Annotated in this window: 19 protein-coding genes; 8 read left to right on the plus strand and 11 right to left on the minus strand. The window is 73.3% G+C overall.

The window, feature by feature from the left end; all coding sequences use genetic code 11:
• The first annotated feature begins 134 nt into the window (after nt 1-134).
• The 6 genes from T328_RS14785 to T328_RS14810 all read left to right on the plus strand — a co-directional run bounded on the left by T328_RS14785 (nt 135) and on the right by T328_RS14810 (nt 4,905).
• Nucleotides 135-683 (plus strand): TetR/AcrR family transcriptional regulator, encoded by a 549-nt coding sequence (locus T328_RS14785; RefSeq protein WP_496496653.1) that lies wholly within the window; start codon nt 135-137, stop codon nt 681-683.
• 74 nt (nt 684-757) lie between these two features.
• On the plus strand, nt 758-2,251 hold the full coding sequence (locus T328_RS14790; RefSeq protein WP_496496479.1) for a DHA2 family efflux MFS transporter permease subunit: 1,494 nt from the start codon (nt 758-760) through the stop codon (nt 2,249-2,251).
• 162 nt (nt 2,252-2,413) lie between these two features.
• Entirely contained in the window at nt 2,414-2,839 is a 426-nt protein-coding gene (locus T328_RS14795; RefSeq protein ID WP_496496480.1) for a YccF domain-containing protein, read from the plus strand.
• 101 nt (nt 2,840-2,940) lie between these two features.
• The gene (locus T328_RS14800; protein WP_496496481.1) at nt 2,941-4,029 is read left to right on the plus strand and encodes a family 43 glycosylhydrolase; all 1,089 of its coding nucleotides are present in this window, start codon (nt 2,941-2,943) and stop codon (nt 4,027-4,029) included.
• 36 nt (nt 4,030-4,065) lie between these two features.
• Nucleotides 4,066-4,542, plus strand: coding sequence for a hypothetical protein (locus tag T328_RS14805; protein ID WP_496496482.1), 477 nt, complete (start codon nt 4,066-4,068; stop codon nt 4,540-4,542).
• Nucleotides 4,543-4,905 (plus strand): hypothetical protein, encoded by a 363-nt coding sequence (locus T328_RS14810; protein ID WP_496496483.1) that lies wholly within the window; start codon nt 4,543-4,545, stop codon nt 4,903-4,905.
• A gap of 42 nt (nt 4,906-4,947) precedes the next feature.
• On the opposite strand, the gene htpX is transcribed toward T328_RS14810, so the two are convergent.
• The 11 genes from htpX to T328_RS14865 all read right to left on the minus strand — a co-directional run bounded on the left by htpX (nt 4,948) and on the right by T328_RS14865 (nt 15,735).
• Nucleotides 4,948-5,820, minus strand: coding sequence for a zinc metalloprotease HtpX (gene htpX / locus T328_RS14815; protein WP_496496484.1), 873 nt, complete (start codon nt 5,818-5,820; stop codon nt 4,948-4,950).
• 140 nt (nt 5,821-5,960) lie between these two features.
• Nucleotides 5,961-7,541, minus strand: coding sequence for an NADH-quinone oxidoreductase subunit N (locus T328_RS14820; protein ID WP_496496485.1), 1,581 nt, complete (start codon nt 7,539-7,541; stop codon nt 5,961-5,963).
• Complete coding sequence (locus T328_RS14825) at nt 7,541-9,121, minus strand: complex I subunit 4 family protein (protein ID WP_496496486.1); 1,581 nt, start codon at nt 9,119-9,121, stop codon at nt 7,541-7,543. Before T328_RS14825 ends, T328_RS14820 begins: the two co-directional genes overlap by 1 nt.
• Before the next feature lie 8 nt (nt 9,122-9,129).
• A complete protein-coding gene (locus tag T328_RS14830; protein WP_496496487.1) occupies nt 9,130-11,175 on the minus strand; it encodes an NADH-quinone oxidoreductase subunit 5 family protein in 2,046 nt (681 codons plus the stop codon).
• On the minus strand, nt 11,172-11,588 hold the full coding sequence (nuoK, locus tag T328_RS14835; RefSeq protein ID WP_496496488.1) for an NADH-quinone oxidoreductase subunit NuoK: 417 nt from the start codon (nt 11,586-11,588) through the stop codon (nt 11,172-11,174). Before nuoK ends, T328_RS14830 begins: the two co-directional genes overlap by 4 nt.
• Nucleotides 11,588-12,199, minus strand: coding sequence for an NADH-quinone oxidoreductase subunit J family protein (locus T328_RS14840; protein WP_496496489.1), 612 nt, complete (start codon nt 12,197-12,199; stop codon nt 11,588-11,590). The genes nuoK and T328_RS14840 overlap by 1 nt, the downstream gene beginning before the upstream one ends.
• On the minus strand, nt 12,196-12,813 hold the full coding sequence (locus T328_RS14845; protein ID WP_496496490.1) for a NuoI/complex I 23 kDa subunit family protein: 618 nt from the start codon (nt 12,811-12,813) through the stop codon (nt 12,196-12,198). Before T328_RS14845 ends, T328_RS14840 begins: the two co-directional genes overlap by 4 nt.
• 3 nt (nt 12,814-12,816) lie before the next feature.
• Complete coding sequence (locus T328_RS14850) at nt 12,817-13,776, minus strand: complex I subunit 1/NuoH family protein (protein WP_496496491.1); 960 nt, start codon at nt 13,774-13,776, stop codon at nt 12,817-12,819.
• Nucleotides 13,773-14,771 carry an NADH-quinone oxidoreductase subunit C gene (locus T328_RS14855; protein ID WP_496496492.1) on the minus strand — a complete coding sequence of 333 codons (999 nt, stop codon included), beginning with the start codon at nt 14,769-14,771 and terminating at the stop codon, nt 13,773-13,775. The genes T328_RS14850 and T328_RS14855 overlap by 4 nt, the downstream gene beginning before the upstream one ends.
• Nucleotides 14,768-15,352 carry an NADH-quinone oxidoreductase subunit B gene (locus T328_RS14860; RefSeq protein ID WP_496496493.1) on the minus strand — a complete coding sequence of 195 codons (585 nt, stop codon included), beginning with the start codon at nt 15,350-15,352 and terminating at the stop codon, nt 14,768-14,770. The genes T328_RS14855 and T328_RS14860 overlap by 4 nt, the downstream gene beginning before the upstream one ends.
• Nucleotides 15,343-15,735 carry an NADH-quinone oxidoreductase subunit A gene (locus T328_RS14865; protein WP_496496654.1) on the minus strand — a complete coding sequence of 131 codons (393 nt, stop codon included), beginning with the start codon at nt 15,733-15,735 and terminating at the stop codon, nt 15,343-15,345. Before T328_RS14865 ends, T328_RS14860 begins: the two co-directional genes overlap by 10 nt.
• Nucleotides 15,736-16,021: 286 nt before the next feature.
• Between T328_RS14865 and T328_RS14870 the strand changes: the two genes are divergently transcribed.
• Nucleotides 16,022-17,254 carry a sensor histidine kinase gene (locus tag T328_RS14870; RefSeq protein ID WP_496496494.1) on the plus strand — a complete coding sequence of 411 codons (1,233 nt, stop codon included), beginning with the start codon at nt 16,022-16,024 and terminating at the stop codon, nt 17,252-17,254.
• Nucleotides 17,255-17,392: 138 nt separating this feature from the next.
• Nucleotides 17,393-18,709: a sensor histidine kinase gene (locus T328_RS14875; protein WP_496496495.1), complete on the plus strand. Its 1,317-nt coding sequence runs from the start codon at nt 17,393-17,395 to the stop codon at nt 18,707-18,709.
• Nucleotides 18,710-19,296: the final 587 nt, after the last annotated feature.

Consider the following 19,296-nt stretch of genomic DNA (forward strand, 5'->3'; position numbering starts at 1 on the left):
CGGGCGGGTTCGCACGGTCCGTACGGTCCGTACGAACCCGCCTGCCCGCCCGTCGGCCTCCGCCTCCGTCTCCGTCTCCGTCTCCCGCGTTGACAAGTTAGTGATTGGCCAATAACTTAGTCGCCATGGCAAGGATGAGCGCAGAGGAGCGACGCGAGAGCATCATCCGCGCGGCGATCACGGAGTTCGGCCGCGGTGGCTACCACGGCACGTCCACCGAGGCGATCGCCAAGCGGGTCGGGGTCTCACAGCCGTACCTCTTCCGCCTCTTCCCGAACAAGCGCGCCATCTTCCTCGCCGCGAGCCTCCGCTGCGTCGACGACACCGCCGAGGTGATGCGCGCCGCCGCCGAGGGCCTGCCGCCGGAGGAGGCGCACAAGGCCGTGGCCGTGGCGTACCAGCGGCTGATCGAGGACCGCGACCAGCTGCTGATGCAGATGCAGATGTACGTCGCGGTGGCCTCGGCCGAGTCGTCGGGCGACCACGAGTTCGGCAAGCCCATCCGGGCCGCCTGGTCCGAGCACCTCTACGACTTCGCGCTGCTGACGTTCCAAGGGGACGCGTCTGAGGCCACGAGCTTCCTCGCCTTCGGGATGCTCATCAACACCCTGGTCGCGCTCGGCTACCCGCCGGACGACCGGGTCTGGCAAGGGTTCTGGCCCGAGACCAAGCCGAGTACGTAATCCGGAAACCACCTCGCACCGCGCTGCCGCACGCGCGCGCAAGTTATTGATCAATAACTAATTCGGAGGGAACCTTGTCCGCCACCGCCACCGGCCCCGCCCCGCCCGGCCGCCGCCTCGGCGCCACCTTCTGGGCGCTGCTCCTGACCAGCGCCGCCAGCTTCATGGGCGCGCTCGACAACCTCGTCGTCACCACCGCACTCCCCGCCATCCGCGACGACCTCGGCGGCGGCTTGGCGGACCTGGAATGGACGGTCAGCGCCTACACGCTCACCTTCGCCGTCCTGCTCATGCTTGGCGCCTCGCTCGGCGACCGCTTCGGCCGCCGCCGGATGTTCGCCGTCGGCATCGGCATCTTCACCGCCGCCTCCGCCGCCGCGGCGCTCTCCACCGGCATCGGCGGCCTCGTCGCCGCCCGCGCCGTGCAGGGCGCCGGCGCCGCGCTGCTGATGCCGCTGTCGCTGACCCTGCTCTCCGCCGCCGTGCCGGCCGCGCGCCGCGGGATGGCGCTCGGCGTCTGGGGCGCGGTGCAGGGCGTGGCCGTCGCGTCCGGGCCGCTCGTCGGCGGGGCGCTGACCGAGCACATCTCGTGGCACTGGATCTTCTGGCTCAACGTGCCCATCGGCATCGCCCTCATCCCGCTGGTCCGGCTGCGCCTGGCCGAGAGCCGCGGCCCCCACAACCGCCTCGACGTCCCCGGCACCGTGCTCGCCAGCACCGCGCTCTTCGGCCTCATCTACGCTCTGGTGCGCGGCAACGCCGACGGCTGGGCCTCAGGACCCGTCCTCGCCGGGCTGATCGCGGCGCCGGTGCTGCTGACCGCCTTCGTCGCGTACGAGCTGCGCACCCCGAACCCCATGCTGCCCATGCGCCTCTTCCGCAACCGCAGCTTCAGCGCCGTCAACGCGTCGAGCGTGCTGATGTTCGTCGGGATGTTCGGCTCGATCTTCCTGCTCAGCCAGTTCCTGCAGGGCGTCGGCGGCTACTCGCCAACGGAGGCGGGCCTGCGCATGCTGCCGTGGACCGCGATGCCGCTGATCGTCACCCCGATCGCCGGCGCGCTGTCCGACCGCATCGGCGGCCGGCCCATCATCGTCGCCGGGCTGGTGCTGCAAGCCCTGGGCCTCGCGCTCTGGGCGCTGACGGTCGAGGTCGGCTTCTCGTACGGCTCGATCCTCCCGGCGCTGACCCTGAGCGGCGTGGGCATGGCGATGAACTTCGCGACCTCCGCGAACGTCCTGCTGTCCAGCGTCGCTCCCGAGGAACAAGGCATCGCCTCCGGCGCCAACAACGCGCTGCGGGAGATGGGCGGCGCGCTGGGCATCGCGGTGCTGGCGGCGGTCTTCTCCGCCCAGGGCGGCTACGAGACGGGGCAGAGCTTCGTCGACGGCATCACGCCGGCGCTGTGGGCGGGCGCGGCGACGGTGGCGGTGGGCGCGGCGGCGGCGCTGCTGATCCACCGGCACCGGCCGGCGGCGCCGGCGCAGGTCGCGTCGGCCACGCGCGACGCGGCGGGTGCCGCGGACGCGGCGGCGGGCGGGAAGGACCGTAACCCGGTCGGCGTCTGATAGTGAGGATGTACGTGAGCCACGGAACCGCCCCGCGCCACGCCGGCGCGGGGCGGTTCCGTACGCGCTCCGTACGCGCTCCGTTTCCGTCCCGGCGCCTCCCGTGCCGATACTTGTCCTGACGGACCGCGTCGACGCGAGATCCCAGGAGAGGTGCCGACCATGAAGCCGTTCAACCTCCTCTTGAACGTCCTGTGGCTGATCTTCTGCGGAATCTGGATGGCGATCGCCTACACGCTCGCCGCGCTGGTGTGCTTCGTCCTGATCATCACGATCCCGTTCGGCGTCGCGGCACTGCGTATCGCGGGTTACGTGCTGTGGCCGTTCGGCCGTACCACCGTGGAACGGCCGGGCGCGGGCGCGCCCTCGTTCGTCGGCAACGTGATCTGGGTGGTCTTCGCGGGCTGGTGGCTGGCCCTCGGGCACCTGCTCACCAGCATCCCGCTGTTCCTGTCGATCATCGGCATCCCCTTCGGGTGGGCCAACCTGAAGCTGATCCCGATCTCGCTGATGCCGCTGGGCCGCGAGATCGTCTCGACCGACGAGAGGTTCGGCCACGCCCGGCCGTACGCCCAGGCGCCGCGCTGACGCCGCACTGACGGCGAAGACCCCGGGCGGCCGGCGGCGTGTATCGGCTTTGTATGCGCGCCCTGTTGAATCGTCGGTGACAACGACGACAGGGGAGAACCGTGCGCAGACGTATCCGCCGCATGCTCGCCGCGGTGAGCACGGCCGCCGCCGTGGCCGTCGCGGCCCCGCTCGCCGACGCGGCCCAGCACGATGCGGCCGACGGCGTCTCCCCCGCGGCGAACTCGTCGTCCTTCCAGCTCGCCGATCCGGACACCGTACGGGCGGAGGACGGCAGGTACGTCACCTACGGCACGACGGTGCCCGCAGGGCGCGGCAAGCGGTGCGACGGCGCCACCGGCCGGCTCTACGTCCCCGTACTCGTCCACGGCTCGGGCAACACGGTCGGCATGACCGACTGCGCCTCCGGCGACGCGCTGCCCGGCGGACCGGGCGCCTGGGCCGAGCCGGGCGGCGCGATCTGGGCCCCCGGGGTGGCCCGCTTCGGGGACCGCTACTTCATGTTCTACACCGCCTCCCGCAAGGGCTCCGGGCAGAAGTGCATCGGCCGGGCCGTCGCGACGTCGGCCCGCGGCCCGTTCCGTAACGCGGGCGAGTGGGCCTGCCCGCCGGGCGGGCGGTGGGCGATCGACGCCAACCCCTTCGTCGGCGGCGGGTCCCTGTACGTCACCTACCGGGACGACGCGATCGCGGCCGGCGCGGAGACCGGCATCTCGACCGTACGGACCGACGGCGAGGGCCGGGCGGTCTGGAGCACCCGCCGGGACGTGCTGAAGAGCACCGACATCACCTGGGACACCCGCGGGACGAGCGGCGGCACACACGTCGTCGAGAACCCGTCGATGTGGCGACGGGCCAACGGCACCTGGTACCTGATGTACTCCGGCAACAACTGGGACAGCGCCCGCTACGCCACGGGCATCGCCGAGTGCGGGACCACACCGCTCCCCTCGTCCCGCTGCACACCCCTGCGCCGCGGCGTGGAGCGACCGTACTTCGGCTACACCGGCTCCGGCGGCCTCGGCCCGTACCGAGGCCTGCCGGGCAACCACCGGGGACCGGGCGGCATGGACGTCTTCGCCGTCGCCGACGGCAGCCTCCGGGTGGTATGGCACCGGTGGGACGGCGGCCCCCGCTACCCGATGAACGGCGCGCTGCGCCTCAACGCGGACGGCTACTACGTCCAGTAACGACCCGGCCGGACGAAGCTCGCGGAGGGAGAAGTCGTGGAGGGGATCACCAGGAGGCGCGCGCTCGGGCTGGGCGGCGCGGCCGTCGCAGGCACCGCGGGGGCCCTGTCCGCCGCCGGCCACGCGGGCGCGGCCGACGGCTGGCAGCGGCTCGTCGTCGTCACCGCCAACATCGGCCGCACGAACATGGGCCAACGGGAACGCGCCATCCGGGACGTCCGGCACGCCGTCACGGTCGACGGCCGGCTCACCCAGCCGCTGGTGGGCTGGCAGGAGATCGGCGAGGGGGACGGCAGCGACAACCGGGAACCCGGGTGGATCAACCAGTACTTCGGCACCGCCTACCGGAACATCTTCGAGTACGACAACAGCGCCCACCGGGTGCCGATGTCGATCCCCAAGGCGTACGACATCGTCGACCGCAGGGTCACCTTCGTCCACGGCGGCAAGGCGGGCGTCTCGCCGCACCGGGTCATCACCGAGGCCGTGCTGGCGCTGGCCGACGATCCTTAGTTGAGATTCGTCTTCGCCAACACCCACTACGTCGCGGGAGCGTTCAACGGCACGGCGGACCCGTACGAGGCGTGGCGGGACGACATGTGGCGGCGCCACTTCCGCAAGCACCGCGACGACGTGCTGGGGTACTGGCGCGCCCGCGGCTTCCCCGTGATCTGGACGGGCGACGTGAACCGCAACCCGATGCCGCTGATGCTGCCGAACCACGAGAAGCGCGCCTTCGCCCGCGGGATCGACCAGATCGGCTGGGTACCCGGCACGAACGGCACGCAGGTGCGGCTGCGCTGGACGAGGGTGGTCCCGATGTACGTGGACGGCCACGACGCGCGGGTGGCGGTGATGCAGGTCCGCCGCGTGTGACCGCCCCGGAGGGCGGGCGTCCGGGGCGGTCGCAGCCGCCTCTCAGTTGCCCGGGTTGCGGCCTGCCATCCGCTCCAGGCGGGCGATCCGCTCCGCCATCGGCGGGTGCGTCGAGAACAGGCGCGACATGTTGCCCGAGCCGCGGCGGAACGGGTTGGCGATCATCATGTGGCTCGCCGTCTCGATGCGGGGTTCCGGGGGCAGCGGGAGCTGCTTCGTGCCGGCTTCGAGCTTCCGCAGGGCGCTCGCCAGGGCCAGCGGGTCGCCGGTGAGCTGGGAGCCGGTCTGGTCCGCCTCGTACTCGCGGGAGCGGCTGACCGCGAGTCTGATGATGCTGGCCGCCACCGGGCCGAGGAAGAGGACCAGGAGCATGCCGAAGGGGCCGGGGCCGTTGCCGTTGCGGTCGCCGCCGCTGGGGATCAGCCAGGCGAAGTTCACCAGGAACATCACCACCGAGGCGAGCGCGCCCGCGATCGAGGAGATGAGGATGTCGCGGTTGTAGACGTGCATCAGCTCGTGGCCCAGGACGCCGCGCAGCTCGCGCTCGTCGAGGATCTGCAGGATGCCCTCGGTGACGCAGACCGCGGCGTTGCGCGGGTCGCGGCCGGTGGCGAAGGCGTTCGGGGCCTGGGTGGGAGATATGTACAGCCGGGGCATGGGCTGGCGGGCCTCGTTGGAGAGCTCGCGCACGATGCGGTAGAGGTTCGGCGCCTCGATCTCGCTGACCGGGCGGGCGCGCATGGCGCGCAGCGCGAGCTTGTCGCTGTTCCAGTACGCGTACGCGTTGGTGCCGATGGCCACGACGAGCGCGATGATCAGGCCCGTACGGCCGAAGATGCTGCCGATGAGCAGGATCAGCGCCGACATGCCGCCGAGGAGCGCGGCTGTCTTCAGCCCGTTGTTCGACCGGTGCACGGTGTGCCCTCCAAAGCCTGCCGCCGCAAGTGTCGGCCGTCTCCCTCCAGTGGACCCCTCCCACACCCAGAACGCCCGGCCTGCCGGGTAAGTTCCCTGGTCAGCGCAGACACCGATTGCGCCGGGCGGGTGAAGCGGCGTTACAGCAGGGCTTCGCCCGCGAAGCGGAGCACGAGCTGCGGGGCGCCCGACAGGGCGACGCCGAGGGCCGCGGTCAGGCCGATCGCGCCGCGCAGCGGGGCGGTCAAGGGGGTCGCCGGGGGCGTACGTACCCGGGTGGTCCCCGACGGCGACGACACCGACGGCGCCGGCCGCGCCGGCGGGCGGAACAGCAGCGCCGTCCACTGCAGGTAGTAGTACAGACCCACCACCACGTTCACCGCCATCACCACCGCCAGCCACCCCAGCCCGGCGTCCACCGCCGACCCCAGCACCGCCACCTTCGCGAAGAGACCGATGATCCCCGGCGGCAGCCCGGCGAGGTTGATCAGGAAGAACGCCAGCGCCAGCGCGACCGGCAGCCGGCTCGACGCCAGCCCCCGGAAGTCGGTCACCCGCCCGCCCCTGCCGCCTCTCGCCGCCACCGCGGCGACGCACGCGAACGCGCCCAGGTTCACCACCCCGTACATCAGCGCGTACGAGAGCGTGGAGCCCACCGTGCGCCCCGGCTCGTCGGCGTAGCCCGCGGCGGCGATCGGGACCAGCAGGTAGCCGGCCTGCGCCACCGACGACCAGGCCAGCAGCCGGACGGCGCTGTGCGGGGCGTCGAGGCGCTGGCGCAGCGCGGCGACGTTGCCCGCGGTCATCGTCAGCGCCGCCAGCACCGCGATCGCCGGGCCCCACACGTCGTCGTACGCCGGGAAGGCCAGCACGGTGACGAGGATCAGCCCGCTGAAGCCCACCGCCTTGCCGACGACCGACAGGTACGCGGCGACCGGGATCGGTGCGCCGACGTACGTGTCCGGCACCCAGAAGTGGAACGGCACCGCCGCCGTCTTGAACGCGAACCCGACCAGCGTCAGCACCACCCCCGCCGCCGCCAGCGTCTCCAGCCGCTCCGGGGCCGAGGCGAGCCCGTCGGCCAGCCGCGCCAGGTGCAGGCTGCCCCCGGCGGCGTAGACGAAGCTGACGCCGAGGAGCATGACGGCGGTCGCGGTGACGGACGAGAGGAAGAACTTCAGCGCCGCCTCGGACGACAGCCGGTCCCCGCGGCGCAGCCCGACCAGCGCGAACGCCGGCAGGGAGGCGACCTCCAGGGCGATCACCAGCGTGGCCAGGTCGCGGGCCGCGGGCAGCAGCGCCGCGCCGGCGGCCGAGGACAGCAGCAGGAACCAGAACTCCCCGGCGGGCAGCCGCGTCGCCCGTACGTCGTGCACGGACAGCAGCGCGGCGAGCAGCGCGCCCGCCAGCACCAGGAACTGCACGACCAGCGCGAAGCGGTCGGCGGTGTAGCTGCAGACGTTTGGTTCGCCGGTGAGACAGAAGGTGCCGCGGTCGCCGTCGAGCAGCGGCAGGAGCGCGAGCAGGGCCACGGCGAGCGCGGCGACCGCGCCCCAGCCGAGGAGGTGCTTGGCGCGCTCGGGCACGAAGAGGTCGGCGACGAGCAGCGCGACGGCGGCCACGGCGACGATCGTCGGCGGCGCGACGGCGAGCCAGTCGACGGACTGGACGACGGACTCGGCGAGGACGACGGAGTCCGCGGTCCCGGGTGCGTACGTCATCAGCTGCCTCCCGCGAGGAGCTTCTGCACGGCCGGGTCGGTCAGGCCGAGGAGGGCCGCGGGCCAGAGGCCGGCGAGGACGGTGAGGGTGACGAGCGGGCTCCAGGCGGCGATCTCGTAGCGGCGTACGTCCCCGAGGGGCGCCGGCTGCTGCGCCTTGTCGGCCGTCCTGTCGCCCATGCAGACGCGGCGTACGACGACGAGCAGGTACGCGGCGGTGAGCAGCGTGCCGAAGCCCGCGACCGCCATGCAGACCAGGTACGCCGGCCGGGAGAGCCCGGCGGCCGGGTCGTACGCGGCGAACATCGCCAGCATCTCGCCCCAGAAACCCGCGAGCCCCGGCAGCCCCAGCGAGGCGACCGCGCCGAAGGCGAGCAGCGCGCCCAGGCGCGGGGCGCTGCCGTAGAGGGCGGCGCCGGTGCGGCCGGCGAGGGCGTCGAGGTCGGTGGTGCCGGTGCGTTCCTTCAGGGCGCCGACGAGGAAGAAGAGCAGGCCGGTGATGAGGCCGTGGGCGATGTTGGCGAACAGCGCGCCGTTGACGCCGGTGGGGGTGAGGGTGGAGATGCCGAGGAGCACGAAGCCCATGTGGCCGACGGAGGAGTACGCGATGAGCCGCTTGAGGTCGCCGCGCGCTCCGGTCCTGGCGAGGGCGAGGCAGACGAGGGAGCCGTAGAGGATGCCGGTGACGCCGAAGGCGGCGAGGTAGGGGGCGTACGTCTCCATGCCGTCGGGGGCGATGGGCAGCAGGACGCGGACGAACCCGTACGTGCCCATCTTCAGCAGCACGCCGGCGAGGAGGACGGAGCCGACGGTGGGGGCGGCGGTGTGGGCGTCGGGGAGCCAGCTGTGCAGCGGCCACATCGGTGTCTTGACGGCGAGGCCGGCGCCGATGGCGAGGACGGCGATGAGCTGGGTGGTGTGGGTGAGGCCGGCCCCGTTGTCAGTGGCGAGTGCCACCATGTCGAAAGTGCCGCCCTTGAACCCGACCAGGAGGAGGCCGAGGAGCATCACGACCGAGCCGAGCAGCGTGTAGAGGATGAACTTCCAGGCGGCGGGACCGCGGCCGTCGCCGCCCCAGTGGGCGATGAGGAAGTACATCGGGATGAGCACCATCTCGAACGCCAGGAAGAACAGCAGCAGGTTGAGGACGGCGAAGGTGGCGAGCATGCCGCCTTCGAGGACGAGCAGCAGCGCCACGAACGCCCGGGGTGACGGCCCGGCGGGCATGACGAAGTAGCCGTAGACCGCGCAGAGGAAGGTCAGCAGCGCGGTGAGGACGAGGAGGGGGAGCGATACGCCGTCGACGCCGAGGTGCAGCCGGATCCCGAGGGCGGGGATCCAGCTGACGTCGGAGTCGGCCTGCATGGTCGCTGGACCGTCGGCGTCGTAGTCGAAGCCGGCGGCCAGGACGACGGACAGGACGAACACGGCGCCGGTGACGGTGACGCCGTGGCGCAGCACGGCCTGGTCGGGGCTCTTGCCCTTGAGGCCGGGCGGCGCGGGAAACAGGGCGGCCAGCGCGCCGAGAAGGGGGAGTACGACGATGGCGGCGAGGACGAGCTGCATCGCGGTGTGGTTCATATCCGGCGTCAGCCTCCCGTGACCGACGTGGTGGCGACGACCACGGCGACGGCCAGGACGAGCGCACCGCCGAGCAGCGCGCTGAGGTAGCTCTGCACGTTGCCGGTCTGCGACCGGCGGACCGCGGCGCCGAGCAGCCGGGGCGCGGTGCCCGCGCCGCGTACGTAGGTATCGACGACCGCGCCGTCCAGGAAGCGGACCAGCCGGGCCGCGGCCCGGACGGGGCGGACGAAGAGCGCGGCGTACAGGGCGTCGACGTGGAAGCCGCTGCCGGCGTGCCGGTAGAGGGCGGGGCCGAGCAGTATGCGGCCGGGGTCCGTGGAGGTGCCGTCGGGGGCGGCGCCCGGCGCGGTGGCGCCCCCTTCCGAGCGGCTGCCGTACACCGCCTCGTGCACGGCCTCCGCCTCGGCCTCGATGAGCGCGGGCTCGGCGTCGGGGTGGGCGGCTACGGCGCCGACGGGGACGCGGGCGGCGAGGCCGGCGGTCTGCTTCCACGCCGCGTACGTCGCCGCCATGCCGACGAGCGCCAGCCCCGTGCCGAGGACGGCGGTGGCGAGCGTGGGCGTGAGGGAGTGGTCGCCGAGCCAGTCGGGCAGCGTCCACACGGTCAGCCCGAACGCCGCGGTGGGCACGAGCAGCAGCCACAGCACGGCGTTCATGACCACCGGCTGCCGGCCGTGGTCGGGGGCGGGTTCGCCGCGGCCGTGGAAAGCGAGCAGCCACAGCCGGCCGGCGTACGCGGCGGTGAGCAGCGCGGCGGCGAGCCCGGCGACCAGCACGGTCCAGGCGGCGGCGCCGGGGACGCCCTCACCCACGGCGCCATGCCCGGTGATTGCAGCTTCGGCGGCGCCGAGGACGGCTTCCTTGGAGAAGAAGCCGGCGAAGGGCGGGATGGCGGCGAGGGCGAGGAGTGCGACGGTCATCGTCCAGTAGGCGTCCGGCACGCGCTTGCGCAGGCCGTCCATCCGGGCCATCGCGGCCAGAGAGTTGGTGCCGGCGGCGTGGATGACGACGCCGGCGGCGAGGAAGAGCAGCGCCTTGAAGGCGCCGTGCGAGAGGAGGTGGAAGACGGCGGCGTCCCGGGAGCCGGCGGCCAGCGCGCCGGTCATGTAGCCGAGTTGTCCGACGGTCGAGTAGGCGAGCACCCGCTTGATGTCGTCCTGCGCGAGCGCGGCCAGCGCCGAGCCGACCATGGTGACGGCGGCCAGCACCGCCAGCACCACCAGCGCGGCGGCCGACGCGGCGAAGACGGGCAGCAGCCGGGCCACGACGTACACGCCGGCCGCGACCATCGTCGCCGCGTGGATCAGCGCGGACACGGGCGTGGGGCCGGCCATCGCGTCGGGCAGCCAGGTGTGCAGCGGGAACTGCGCGGACTTGCCCGCGACCCCGGCGAGCAGCAGCAGCGCGATGAGCGTGGGGTGGGCGAGGCCGTCGCCGGAGACGGCCGCGGTCAGGATGCCGTTGATACGGAACGTCCCCGCCTCGGCGGCGAGCGCGAAGATGCCGAAGAGGAAGGGGACGTCGCCGAGTTTGGTGACCAGGAACGCCTTGAGCGAGGCGGCCCGCGCGACCTCCGTGTCCCAGTAGTGGCCGACGAGGAAGTACGAGCAGATGCCCATGATCTCCCAGCCGACCAGCAGCACCATCAGGTCGCCGGAGTAGACGACGAGGAACATCGCGGCGGTGAAGAGGGAGACGAGCGCGGCGTACGAGGAGTAGCGCGGGTCGTCGCGCAGATAGCCGGTGGAGTAGATCTGCACGCACGAGGCGACGACGCCGACGAGCACGGCGACCAGCACCGCCATGCCGTCGAGGTGCAGCGCCAGGTCGACGGGCACGGAGCCGGTCGGGGTCAGCTCGGTGGCGGCGGTCACCGGCTCGTCGCCGCCCTGCCGGACCGCGACGACGACCGCGAGCACGGCGGCGGTCACGGTCGGCAGCACGGCCAGCGGCTGCACCATGCCCGGCGAGCGGCGGCCGAGGAGCAGCCCGGCGACGGCGCCGAGGAAGGGCAGCAGGGGGACGAGTGCGGCGAGGGCGGTGGTGGTCACGCGGTGGCCTCGGCCTTCTTCGACACGGTTCCGGGCTCCCCCGGCCCGGCGTCGGTGCCGGTTTCGGTTCCCGTATCGGCTTCTCCTCGGGCGCCGCCGCCGGCGTCCGTGTCCGCGAGGTCGCGCAGGCGGTCGACGGCGGAGGTGCCCCGGTTGCGGTAGACCATCAGCACGATGGCCAGCCCGATGCCGATCTCGGCCGCCGCCAGCGCGATGATGAACAGCGTGAACGACTGCCCGGAGCGCAGGGCGTCGCGGAACGCGACGTCGAAGGCGACGAGGTTGAGGTTGACGGCGTTGAGCATCAGCTCGACGGACATCAGCACCAGGATGGCGTTGCGCCGGGCCAGCACGCCGTAGAGGCCGACGCAGAACAGCAGCGCGGCCAGCACGGCCGGATACGCGAGATGCATCAGCCCTCCCCGCCCTCGTCACGGGCCTCGGCGGCACCCGGCCCGGTGGCGCCGGCCTCGGTGTCGCCGGCCTCGGACCCGCCGTCCTTCCGGGACAGCACGATCGCCCCCACCAGCGCCGCCAGCAGCAGCACCGACAGCGCCTCGAACGGCAGCACCCAGTGCCGGAAGACACTGGCCCCCAGCAGGTCCGTCGTGCCCTCGGGCTCGTCCAGGTCGATCCACGTCGTACGGAACGCGTCCACGACCAGCGTCACCAGCAGCACCGCCGCCACCACCGCCACGCCCAGCGCCACCCACCGGTTGCCCGAGTCGGCGTCCGGCGAGCGGCCTATCGGCGCGCGGGTCAGCATCAGCCCGAAGAGCAGCAGCACCACCACGGAGCCGACGTAGATCAGCACCTGCACCCAGGCCACGAACTCCGCCGTCAGCAGCAGGTACTCGACCGCCAGCCCGCCGAGCGCGACCACCAGCCACAGCGCGGCGTGCACGAGCTGCCGCGTCGTCACGGTGATCACGGCGGCCCCGAGGGTCACCAGGCCGGTGAGCAGGAAGACGATCTCGACGCCGGTGGGCGACAGGAAGCCGTGGGATTCGGCGGCGAGGGTCATGCGTCGTCGCCCTCCCCCGCCGGTGGCTCCGCTGCCTCCCGTACCCCCGCGGCCCCCGCCTCCGCCGCGGCCTCCGCCTCTGCCGCCGCCTCTGCCGCCGCCTTCTCTGCGGCCTCTGCCTTCTCCGCCGTCTTCCGCGCCGCGCCCAGCTCCTTCGGCTCCTCCCCCGCCGCGTCCGGCGCCGGCGGTGGCGGCACCGTCCACATCCAGTCCCGCAGCCGCTCCCGCTCGTGGGTCAGCTCGTGGATGTCGGTCTCCGCGTACTCGAACTCCGGCGACCAGAAAAGCGCGTCGAACGGGCAGACCTCGATGCAGATCCCGCAGTACATGCACAGCGCGAAGTCGATCGCGAAGCGGTCGAGCACGTTACGGCTGCGCTCCCGCCCGCCGGGGGCGGCGGGCGGCACGGTCTCCTTGTGCGAGTCGATGTAGATGCACCAGTCCGGGCACTCGCGGGCGCACAGCATGCAGACCGTGCAGTTCTCGTCGAACAGCGCGATGACGCCGCGGCTGCGCGGCGGCAGCGCGGGCAGGGCGTCGGGGTAGTGCGCGGTGTGCGAGCGCCGCGTCATCGTGCGCAGCGTGACCGCAAGTCCCTTGGCAAGCCCCTTCATCGGTCAGATCACCACCTTCACGATGCCGGTCAGCGCGATCTGCGCGAGCGCGAGCGGGATGAGGGTCGTCCACGCGAAGCGCTGCAGCTGGTCCTCGCGCAGCCGGGGGTACGTGACCCGTAGCCAGATCACCACGAAGGCCAGGATCCCGGTCTTCAGCAGCGTCCACAGCCAGCCGAGCCCGTCGGCGTACGGGCCGTGCCAGCCGCCGAGGAAGAGCACGGCGGTCAGCGCGCTGAGGACGACGATCCCGGCGTACTCGGCGAGCAGGAACAGCGCGAAGCGCAGGCCGGAGTACTCGGTGTACGCGCCGAAGATGATCTCGGAGTCGGCGACGGGGGCGTCGAACGGCGGGCGTTGCAGCTCGGCGAGGCCGGCGGTGAAGAACACGACGCCGCCGACGAGTTGCCACGGCAGCCACCACCACTCGAAGCCGTCGGCGATCCCGACGAGGGAGACCGTCCCGGCGGCCATGGCGACGGAGGCGGCGGCGAGCAGCATGGGCAGCTCGTACGCGAGGAGCTGGGCGGCGGTGCGGAGGCCGCCGAGGAGCGAGTACTTGTTCGCGGACGCCCAGCCGCCCATGAGGGAGCCGAGGACGCCGACGCCCATGACGGCGAGCACGAAGAAGATGCCGGCGTCGAGTGCCTCGCCCACGCCGCCGTCGGGGGCGAAGGGGATGGCGACGAGGACGACGAGGTACGGGAGGAGCGCGACGGCGGGGGCGAGCTGGAAGACCCGCCGGTCGGCACCGGCGGGGACGACGTCTTCCTTCTGTACGAACTTGACGCCGTCGGCGACGAGTTGGGCCCAGCCGTGGAAGCCGCCGGCGTACATGGGGCCTACGCGGCCCTGCATGTGGGCCATGACCTTGTGCTCGGTCTGGCCGACGAGGAGGGGGAAGAGGAGGAAGACGACCAGCACACCGAGGAGGGTGAGCAGGGTCTCGACCACGTCGTTCATGGGGCGTCACCGCCTTCGCCCGCGGCGGGCTCGGCGGGTCGAGTGCCGTCGCCGTCGGCGGGGCTGTCGGGCGGCGCCGACTCGTCGTCGGCCCGCGGGCGTTGCCACGGGGCGTCGGGCGTACGGGTACGGGGGCGCGGTTCCTCGGCGGCAGCGCCCCCGCCGTCAGCAGCGCGCTGCGAAGCGGAACCCTCGCTCGCCGAACGCGTCCGCCGCGCGGCACGCGCCGGGCGGCCGGTACCGGCCTCGCCCCCGGCATCTGCGTCGGCGGCCGGCGGCTCCGCCGCCGTTTCGCCTCGCTGCGACGCCGAGCCCGCGCTTGCCGAGCGGGCGCGGCGGGGCGGGGCTTCGCCCCTGGTACCTCCGCGGCGGGGGGTGCGGGTCGGGGCCGGGGGGAGTGTGCCCTTCTGGGGGCCCCAGTCGTTCGGGTCGGGGACGCCGGGGGGTTGCATCTGGCGGCGCTTCGGGCCGCCGTCGTGGGGTTCGCCCGGTTCCTTCGCGCCCGGCCACGCCTTCGCCACCCGGGCCGCCAGCACGAAGTCCTTCCGCAGCGGGTGCCCCTCGAACTCCTCCGGCAGCAGCAGCCGCGCCAGGTGCGGGTGGCCGGCGAAGTCGACGCCGAACATCTCGTGCGTCTCCCGCTCGTGCCACGCCGCCCCCGCGTACACGCCCGTCGCCGTCGCCAGCGCCGGCGCGCCGTGCGGCACCGTCGTACGGAGCAGCAGCCGGCGCGGCGGCGTGCCGACCGCGACGACGTGGGCGGCGATGCGGAAGCCCGCGTCCGGTTCGTCGACGGCGCTGAGCCAGTCGAAGAACGTGCAGCCCAGCTCGTCACGCGCGGTCTGCAGCGCCGCGGTCCAGGCGGCGGGCGGAACGTCCACGGTCAGGACGTCGTACGCGGCACGCGCCACCGCACCCGGGCCGAACAGCTCCTCCGCCGCCCGCGGCAGCCACCCCACGGGTCCGGCGTCGTCCGCCTCCCCCGGCTCGGTCATCCGCCGCCCTCCCCGTTCGGCGGCTTCACCAGCCCACTCGTCAGCGCCGCCGTCGATACCCCAGACGCCCCGGCCGCCGCCCCGTTCCCGTACCGCTCCTCCAGCGACTCCCGCGCGATCTTCTCCTGCAGCTTCAGAATCCCCTGCAGCAGCGCCTCCGGCCGCGGCGGGCACCCCGGCACGTACACGTCCACCGGGATGATCTGGTCCACGCCCTTCGTCACCGAGTACGAGTCCCAGTACGGCCCGCCGCAGTTGGAGCACGCGCCGAAGGAGATCACGTACTTCGGCTCCGGCATCTGCTCGTACAGCCGCTTCACCGCCGGCGCCATCTTGTCCGTCACCGTCCCGGACACCACCATCAGGTCCGCCTGCCGCGGCCCCGGCGCGAACGGGATGACGCCGAGGCGGATGAAGTCGTGCCGGGCCATCGACGCGGCGATGAACTCGATCGCGCAGCAGGCGAGGCCGAAGTTGAAGACCCACAGGCTGTAGCGGCGGCCCCAGTTGAGCACGACCTTCATCGGCTGCGGCGCGAGCCGCTGGAGTACGCCGACACTCTGCACGGGTTTCACGCCCATTCCAGGACGCCCTTCTTCCAGGCATAGAGCAGGCCGACGGCGAGGAAGCCGAGGAAGATGAACATCTCGACGAGCGTCACCGCCCCGTACCCCGGCGCCGCGAACACCGTCGCCCAGGGGAAGAGGAAGATGACGTCGACCGCGAAGATCACGTACAGGAAGGCGTACACGTAGTACCGGACCTGCGTGTGCGCCCAGCCCTCCCCGACCGGGTCCACCCCGCACTCGTACGTGAGCAGCTTCTCCGGCGTCGGCACCACGGGCCGCAGCAGCCGGGCGGCGCCGAAGGCGACCACGACGAAAAGCAGGCCCAGCACGGCGACGAGGCCGACCACCCCGTAGCCGTCGAAGTAGTCGGCGGCAACGGCGTCGGCGGCGAGCATGTACGGCACGTCCGCTTCGCTCCCTGACTGCTGTGGCTGGATGACCCGAGCTTGACCCGTGCGTGACCCGTGCTCGTTCGGTCAGGACATCGACCTGTACGGGCAAGGAGTGTAGGCCCTGCCCTTCGCCCTGTGGCCATCCCGTGTGCGCCACTTCCGGCGCGCCCCGCCCACCCGCCCGGGCGGCCGAAGCGGAGACTCCTCCGCAAAGGGTGGGGTTACCCCCCGTACGTTCCCCCTACGCTCCCCATGGCGCCCCGGCACCCCGGCGCGGCAAGCTGGGGGGATGACGTACAGCCGCCCCGGCGCGGAGCCGCTGCCCAAGCCCCGCGGCGCCGAGCCGCTGCCGCCGCCCCGCCCGCCGCTCAGCGGCACGACCTGGCTTGAGATCGTGCACCTGCTGGTGAACCTCCCCATGGCGATCTTCGCGTTCCTCTACGTCTCCGTCTGGCTGTACGCCGGCGCGCTGCTGTCGATCACCGTCATCGGCCTGCCGCTGCTGGCCGCGGGCCTGGCCGGGGCGCGCGGGATCGGCTCGTGGGAGCGCGCGCGGGCGCGGGCGCTGCTCGGCGTGTACGTCGAGGCGCCGACGCCGATCCGGCGCAGCACGTACGGGGGCTTCCTGCCGTGGCTGTGGGCGACGCTGAAGGACCCGGTGGGCTGGCGGACCACGCTGTACAGCGTGATGCGGCTGCCGTGGGGGATCCTCACCTTCACCCTGACGATCAGCTCGATGTTCGTGCTGTGGCCGCTGCTGCCGTGGCTGGCGCGCGGGCTGTCGGAGGTGGACCGGGCGATGGTGCGCGGGCTGCTGGCGCCGTCGGACCCGCTGGAGCGGCGGATCAAGGAGCTGGAGGAGAACCGCGGGGTCGTCGTGGACACGGCCGCCGCGGACCTGCGGCGCATCGAGCGCGACCTGCACGACGGCGCGCAGGCCCGGCTCGTGGCCCTGGCCATGGGCCTGGGCCTGGCGAAGGAGAAGCTGCTGGAGGACCCCGAGGCGGCGGCCGAGATGGTCGGCGAGGCGCACGGCGAGGTGAAGCTCGCCCTGGAGGAGCTGCGGGACCTCGCCCGCGGCATCCACCCGGCGATCCTCACCGACCGCGGCCTCGGCCCCGCGCTGTCCGCCGTCGCCGCCCGCTGCACCGTGCCGGTCGCGGTGACCGTCGACCTCAAGGAGCGGCCGGCGCAGGCCATCGAGGGCATCGCGTACTACACGGTCTCCGAGCTGCTGCAGAACATCAGCAAGCACAGCGGCGCGAAGACCGCGAGCGCCGACGTGTGGCGGACCGAGGGCCGCATCATGCTGCAGGTCACCGACGACGGCCGCGGCGGCGCGAAGCTGGCCGGCGGCACCGGTCTGTCCGGGCTGGCGGAGCGGCTGGGGTCGGTGGACGGGCTGCTGGTCGTGGAGTCGCCGGAGGGCGGCCCCACGGTCGTCACCGCCGAACTGCCCTGGCGCAACCGCGAGTCGCAGGCGCGGGCGGGCAGCCCGCCGCAGGCCCGGGCGCGCGCGTAGCCGCACCGCCGAAGGTGGGGTTTTCCCCCGTACGGACAGACCGACCCGCTCCATGGCCCGTGGCGCCCCCGCCGGAGAGGCTGGAGGCACAAGCTCGACAGACCCGTCACCAGCGCTCCGGCAGAAGGACTTCCGACGATGGACAGCACCGCGTACGCTCCCGAGGCCCGCCGCCCGCGGCTTCCCCTCGCCCTGCGCGCCCCCTTCGAGGCACGCACCTGGCGCGAGTTCCTCTACCACCTGCTCAGCCTGCCGGTCTCGATCGCGTTCTTCGTCTACACGATCACGATGCTCTCGGTGGGCGTGGGCCTGCTGGTCACGTTCCTCGGCCTGCCGGTGCTCGCCGGGCTGCTGGCGGGCTGCCGCGGCATGGGCTACTTCGAGCGGACCCGCGCGCGGACGCTGCTGGGCCTGGACATCGGCGACCCGGAGCCGTTGCACCGGCGGTCCACCGGGTTCATGGGCTGGATCGGGTCGCTGTTCCGCAGCGGCGAGTCGTGGCGGTCCATGGTCTACGGCCTGCTGCACCTGCCCTGGGCGGTGTGCTCGTTCGCCATCTCGCTGACGGTGATGTTCTGGAGCTGGTCGCTGGTCACGTACCCGCTGTGGCAGTGGATCTTCCCGGCGCACTGGGGGCAGGACGGTCTCCAGGTGTACGGGAACGCCGACGGCGAGGGCTGGTATCTGGACTCGGCGCTGGAGCAGGTCTTCGCGGTCGGCGTCGGCGCGGTGTTCCTGGTCGCCTCGCCGTGGGTGGTGCGCGGACTGTCGTACGTGGACCGGGCGATGGTCATCGGGCTGCTCGGCCCGTCGAAGCTGGCGACCCGGGTGCAGGAGCTGGAGACGGACCGCGGGGTCGTGGTGGACACGGCGGCGGCGGACCTGCGGCGCATCGAGCGCGACCTGCACGACGGCGCGCAGGCCCGGCTCGTGGCGCTGGCGATGGACCTGGGCCTGGCGAAGGAGAAGCTGCTGGAGGACCCGGAGGCCGCGGCCGAGATGGTCGACGAGGCGCACGGCGAGGTGAAGCTGGCGCTGCAGGAGCTGCGGGACCTGGCCCGCGGCATCCACCCGGCGATCCTCACCGACCGCGGCCTGGGCCCGGCGCTGTCGGCGGTCGCCGCGCGCTGCACGGTGCCGGTGTCGGTGACCGTGGACCTGATGGAGCGGCCGGCGCAGTCGATCGAGGGCATCGCGTACTACACGACCTCCGAGCTGCTGCAGAACATCAGCAAGCACAGCGGCGCGAGCCGGGCGATCCTGGACCTGTGGCGGGCGGAGGGCCGGCTGATGATCCAGGTGACGGACGACGGCGACGGCGGCGCGAAGCTGGCCGGCGGCACCGGCCTGTCCGGGCTGGCGGAGCGGCTGGGGTCGGTGGACGGGCTGCTGGTCGTCGACTCGCCGCCCGGCGGCCCGACGGTGGTCACGGCGGAACTGCCCTGGCGCGCGTAGGCGCGGCAACGCCGCGCAGCAGGGCGGGGCCGGTTGCGTACGCGTCCGGGCCGGCCGGCCCGGGCGCGGCCAGCACGTGAACGGGGCGGCGCCCCGGCACACGCCGGGCCCGCCGGCTGTCCCGGCGCCCCGCGGGCCGAGCAGTTGCCGCAGCGCACCCGAGCACAGGGGAGCCGCGGCCCGCACCCGACTGGCACGCGACGCCCCACGGGCGGGAACCGCCGTGCGGCGCACGAGCGCGGGCGGCGCCCGGCACGTGACCGGCGGGCCCACCGACGCCCGCCACCCGCAGGCAGCGCCCGCACGCCGTCCGGCGGGCCCCGGTGGTCACAGCGGAACTGCCCTGGCGCGCGTGAGCGCGGCAACGCCGCGCAGGTGACCGGGCGGCCCGCCGTCGCCCCGGCGCACCACGACCGACGAGCCCGCCGTTACGCGCACGAGCGCGGGCGGCGCCCGGCACGCGACCGGCGGGCCCACCGGCGACCCGCCGCCCGCAGGCGGCGCCCCGCACGCGACGCGGGTGCCGCCCGCCGCCCCGCCTCCCCGCGCGGCGCGCACCCGCGCACCCGCGCACCCGCGCGGCGTGC

This window comes from Streptomyces sp. CNX435 (assembly GCF_059570575.1).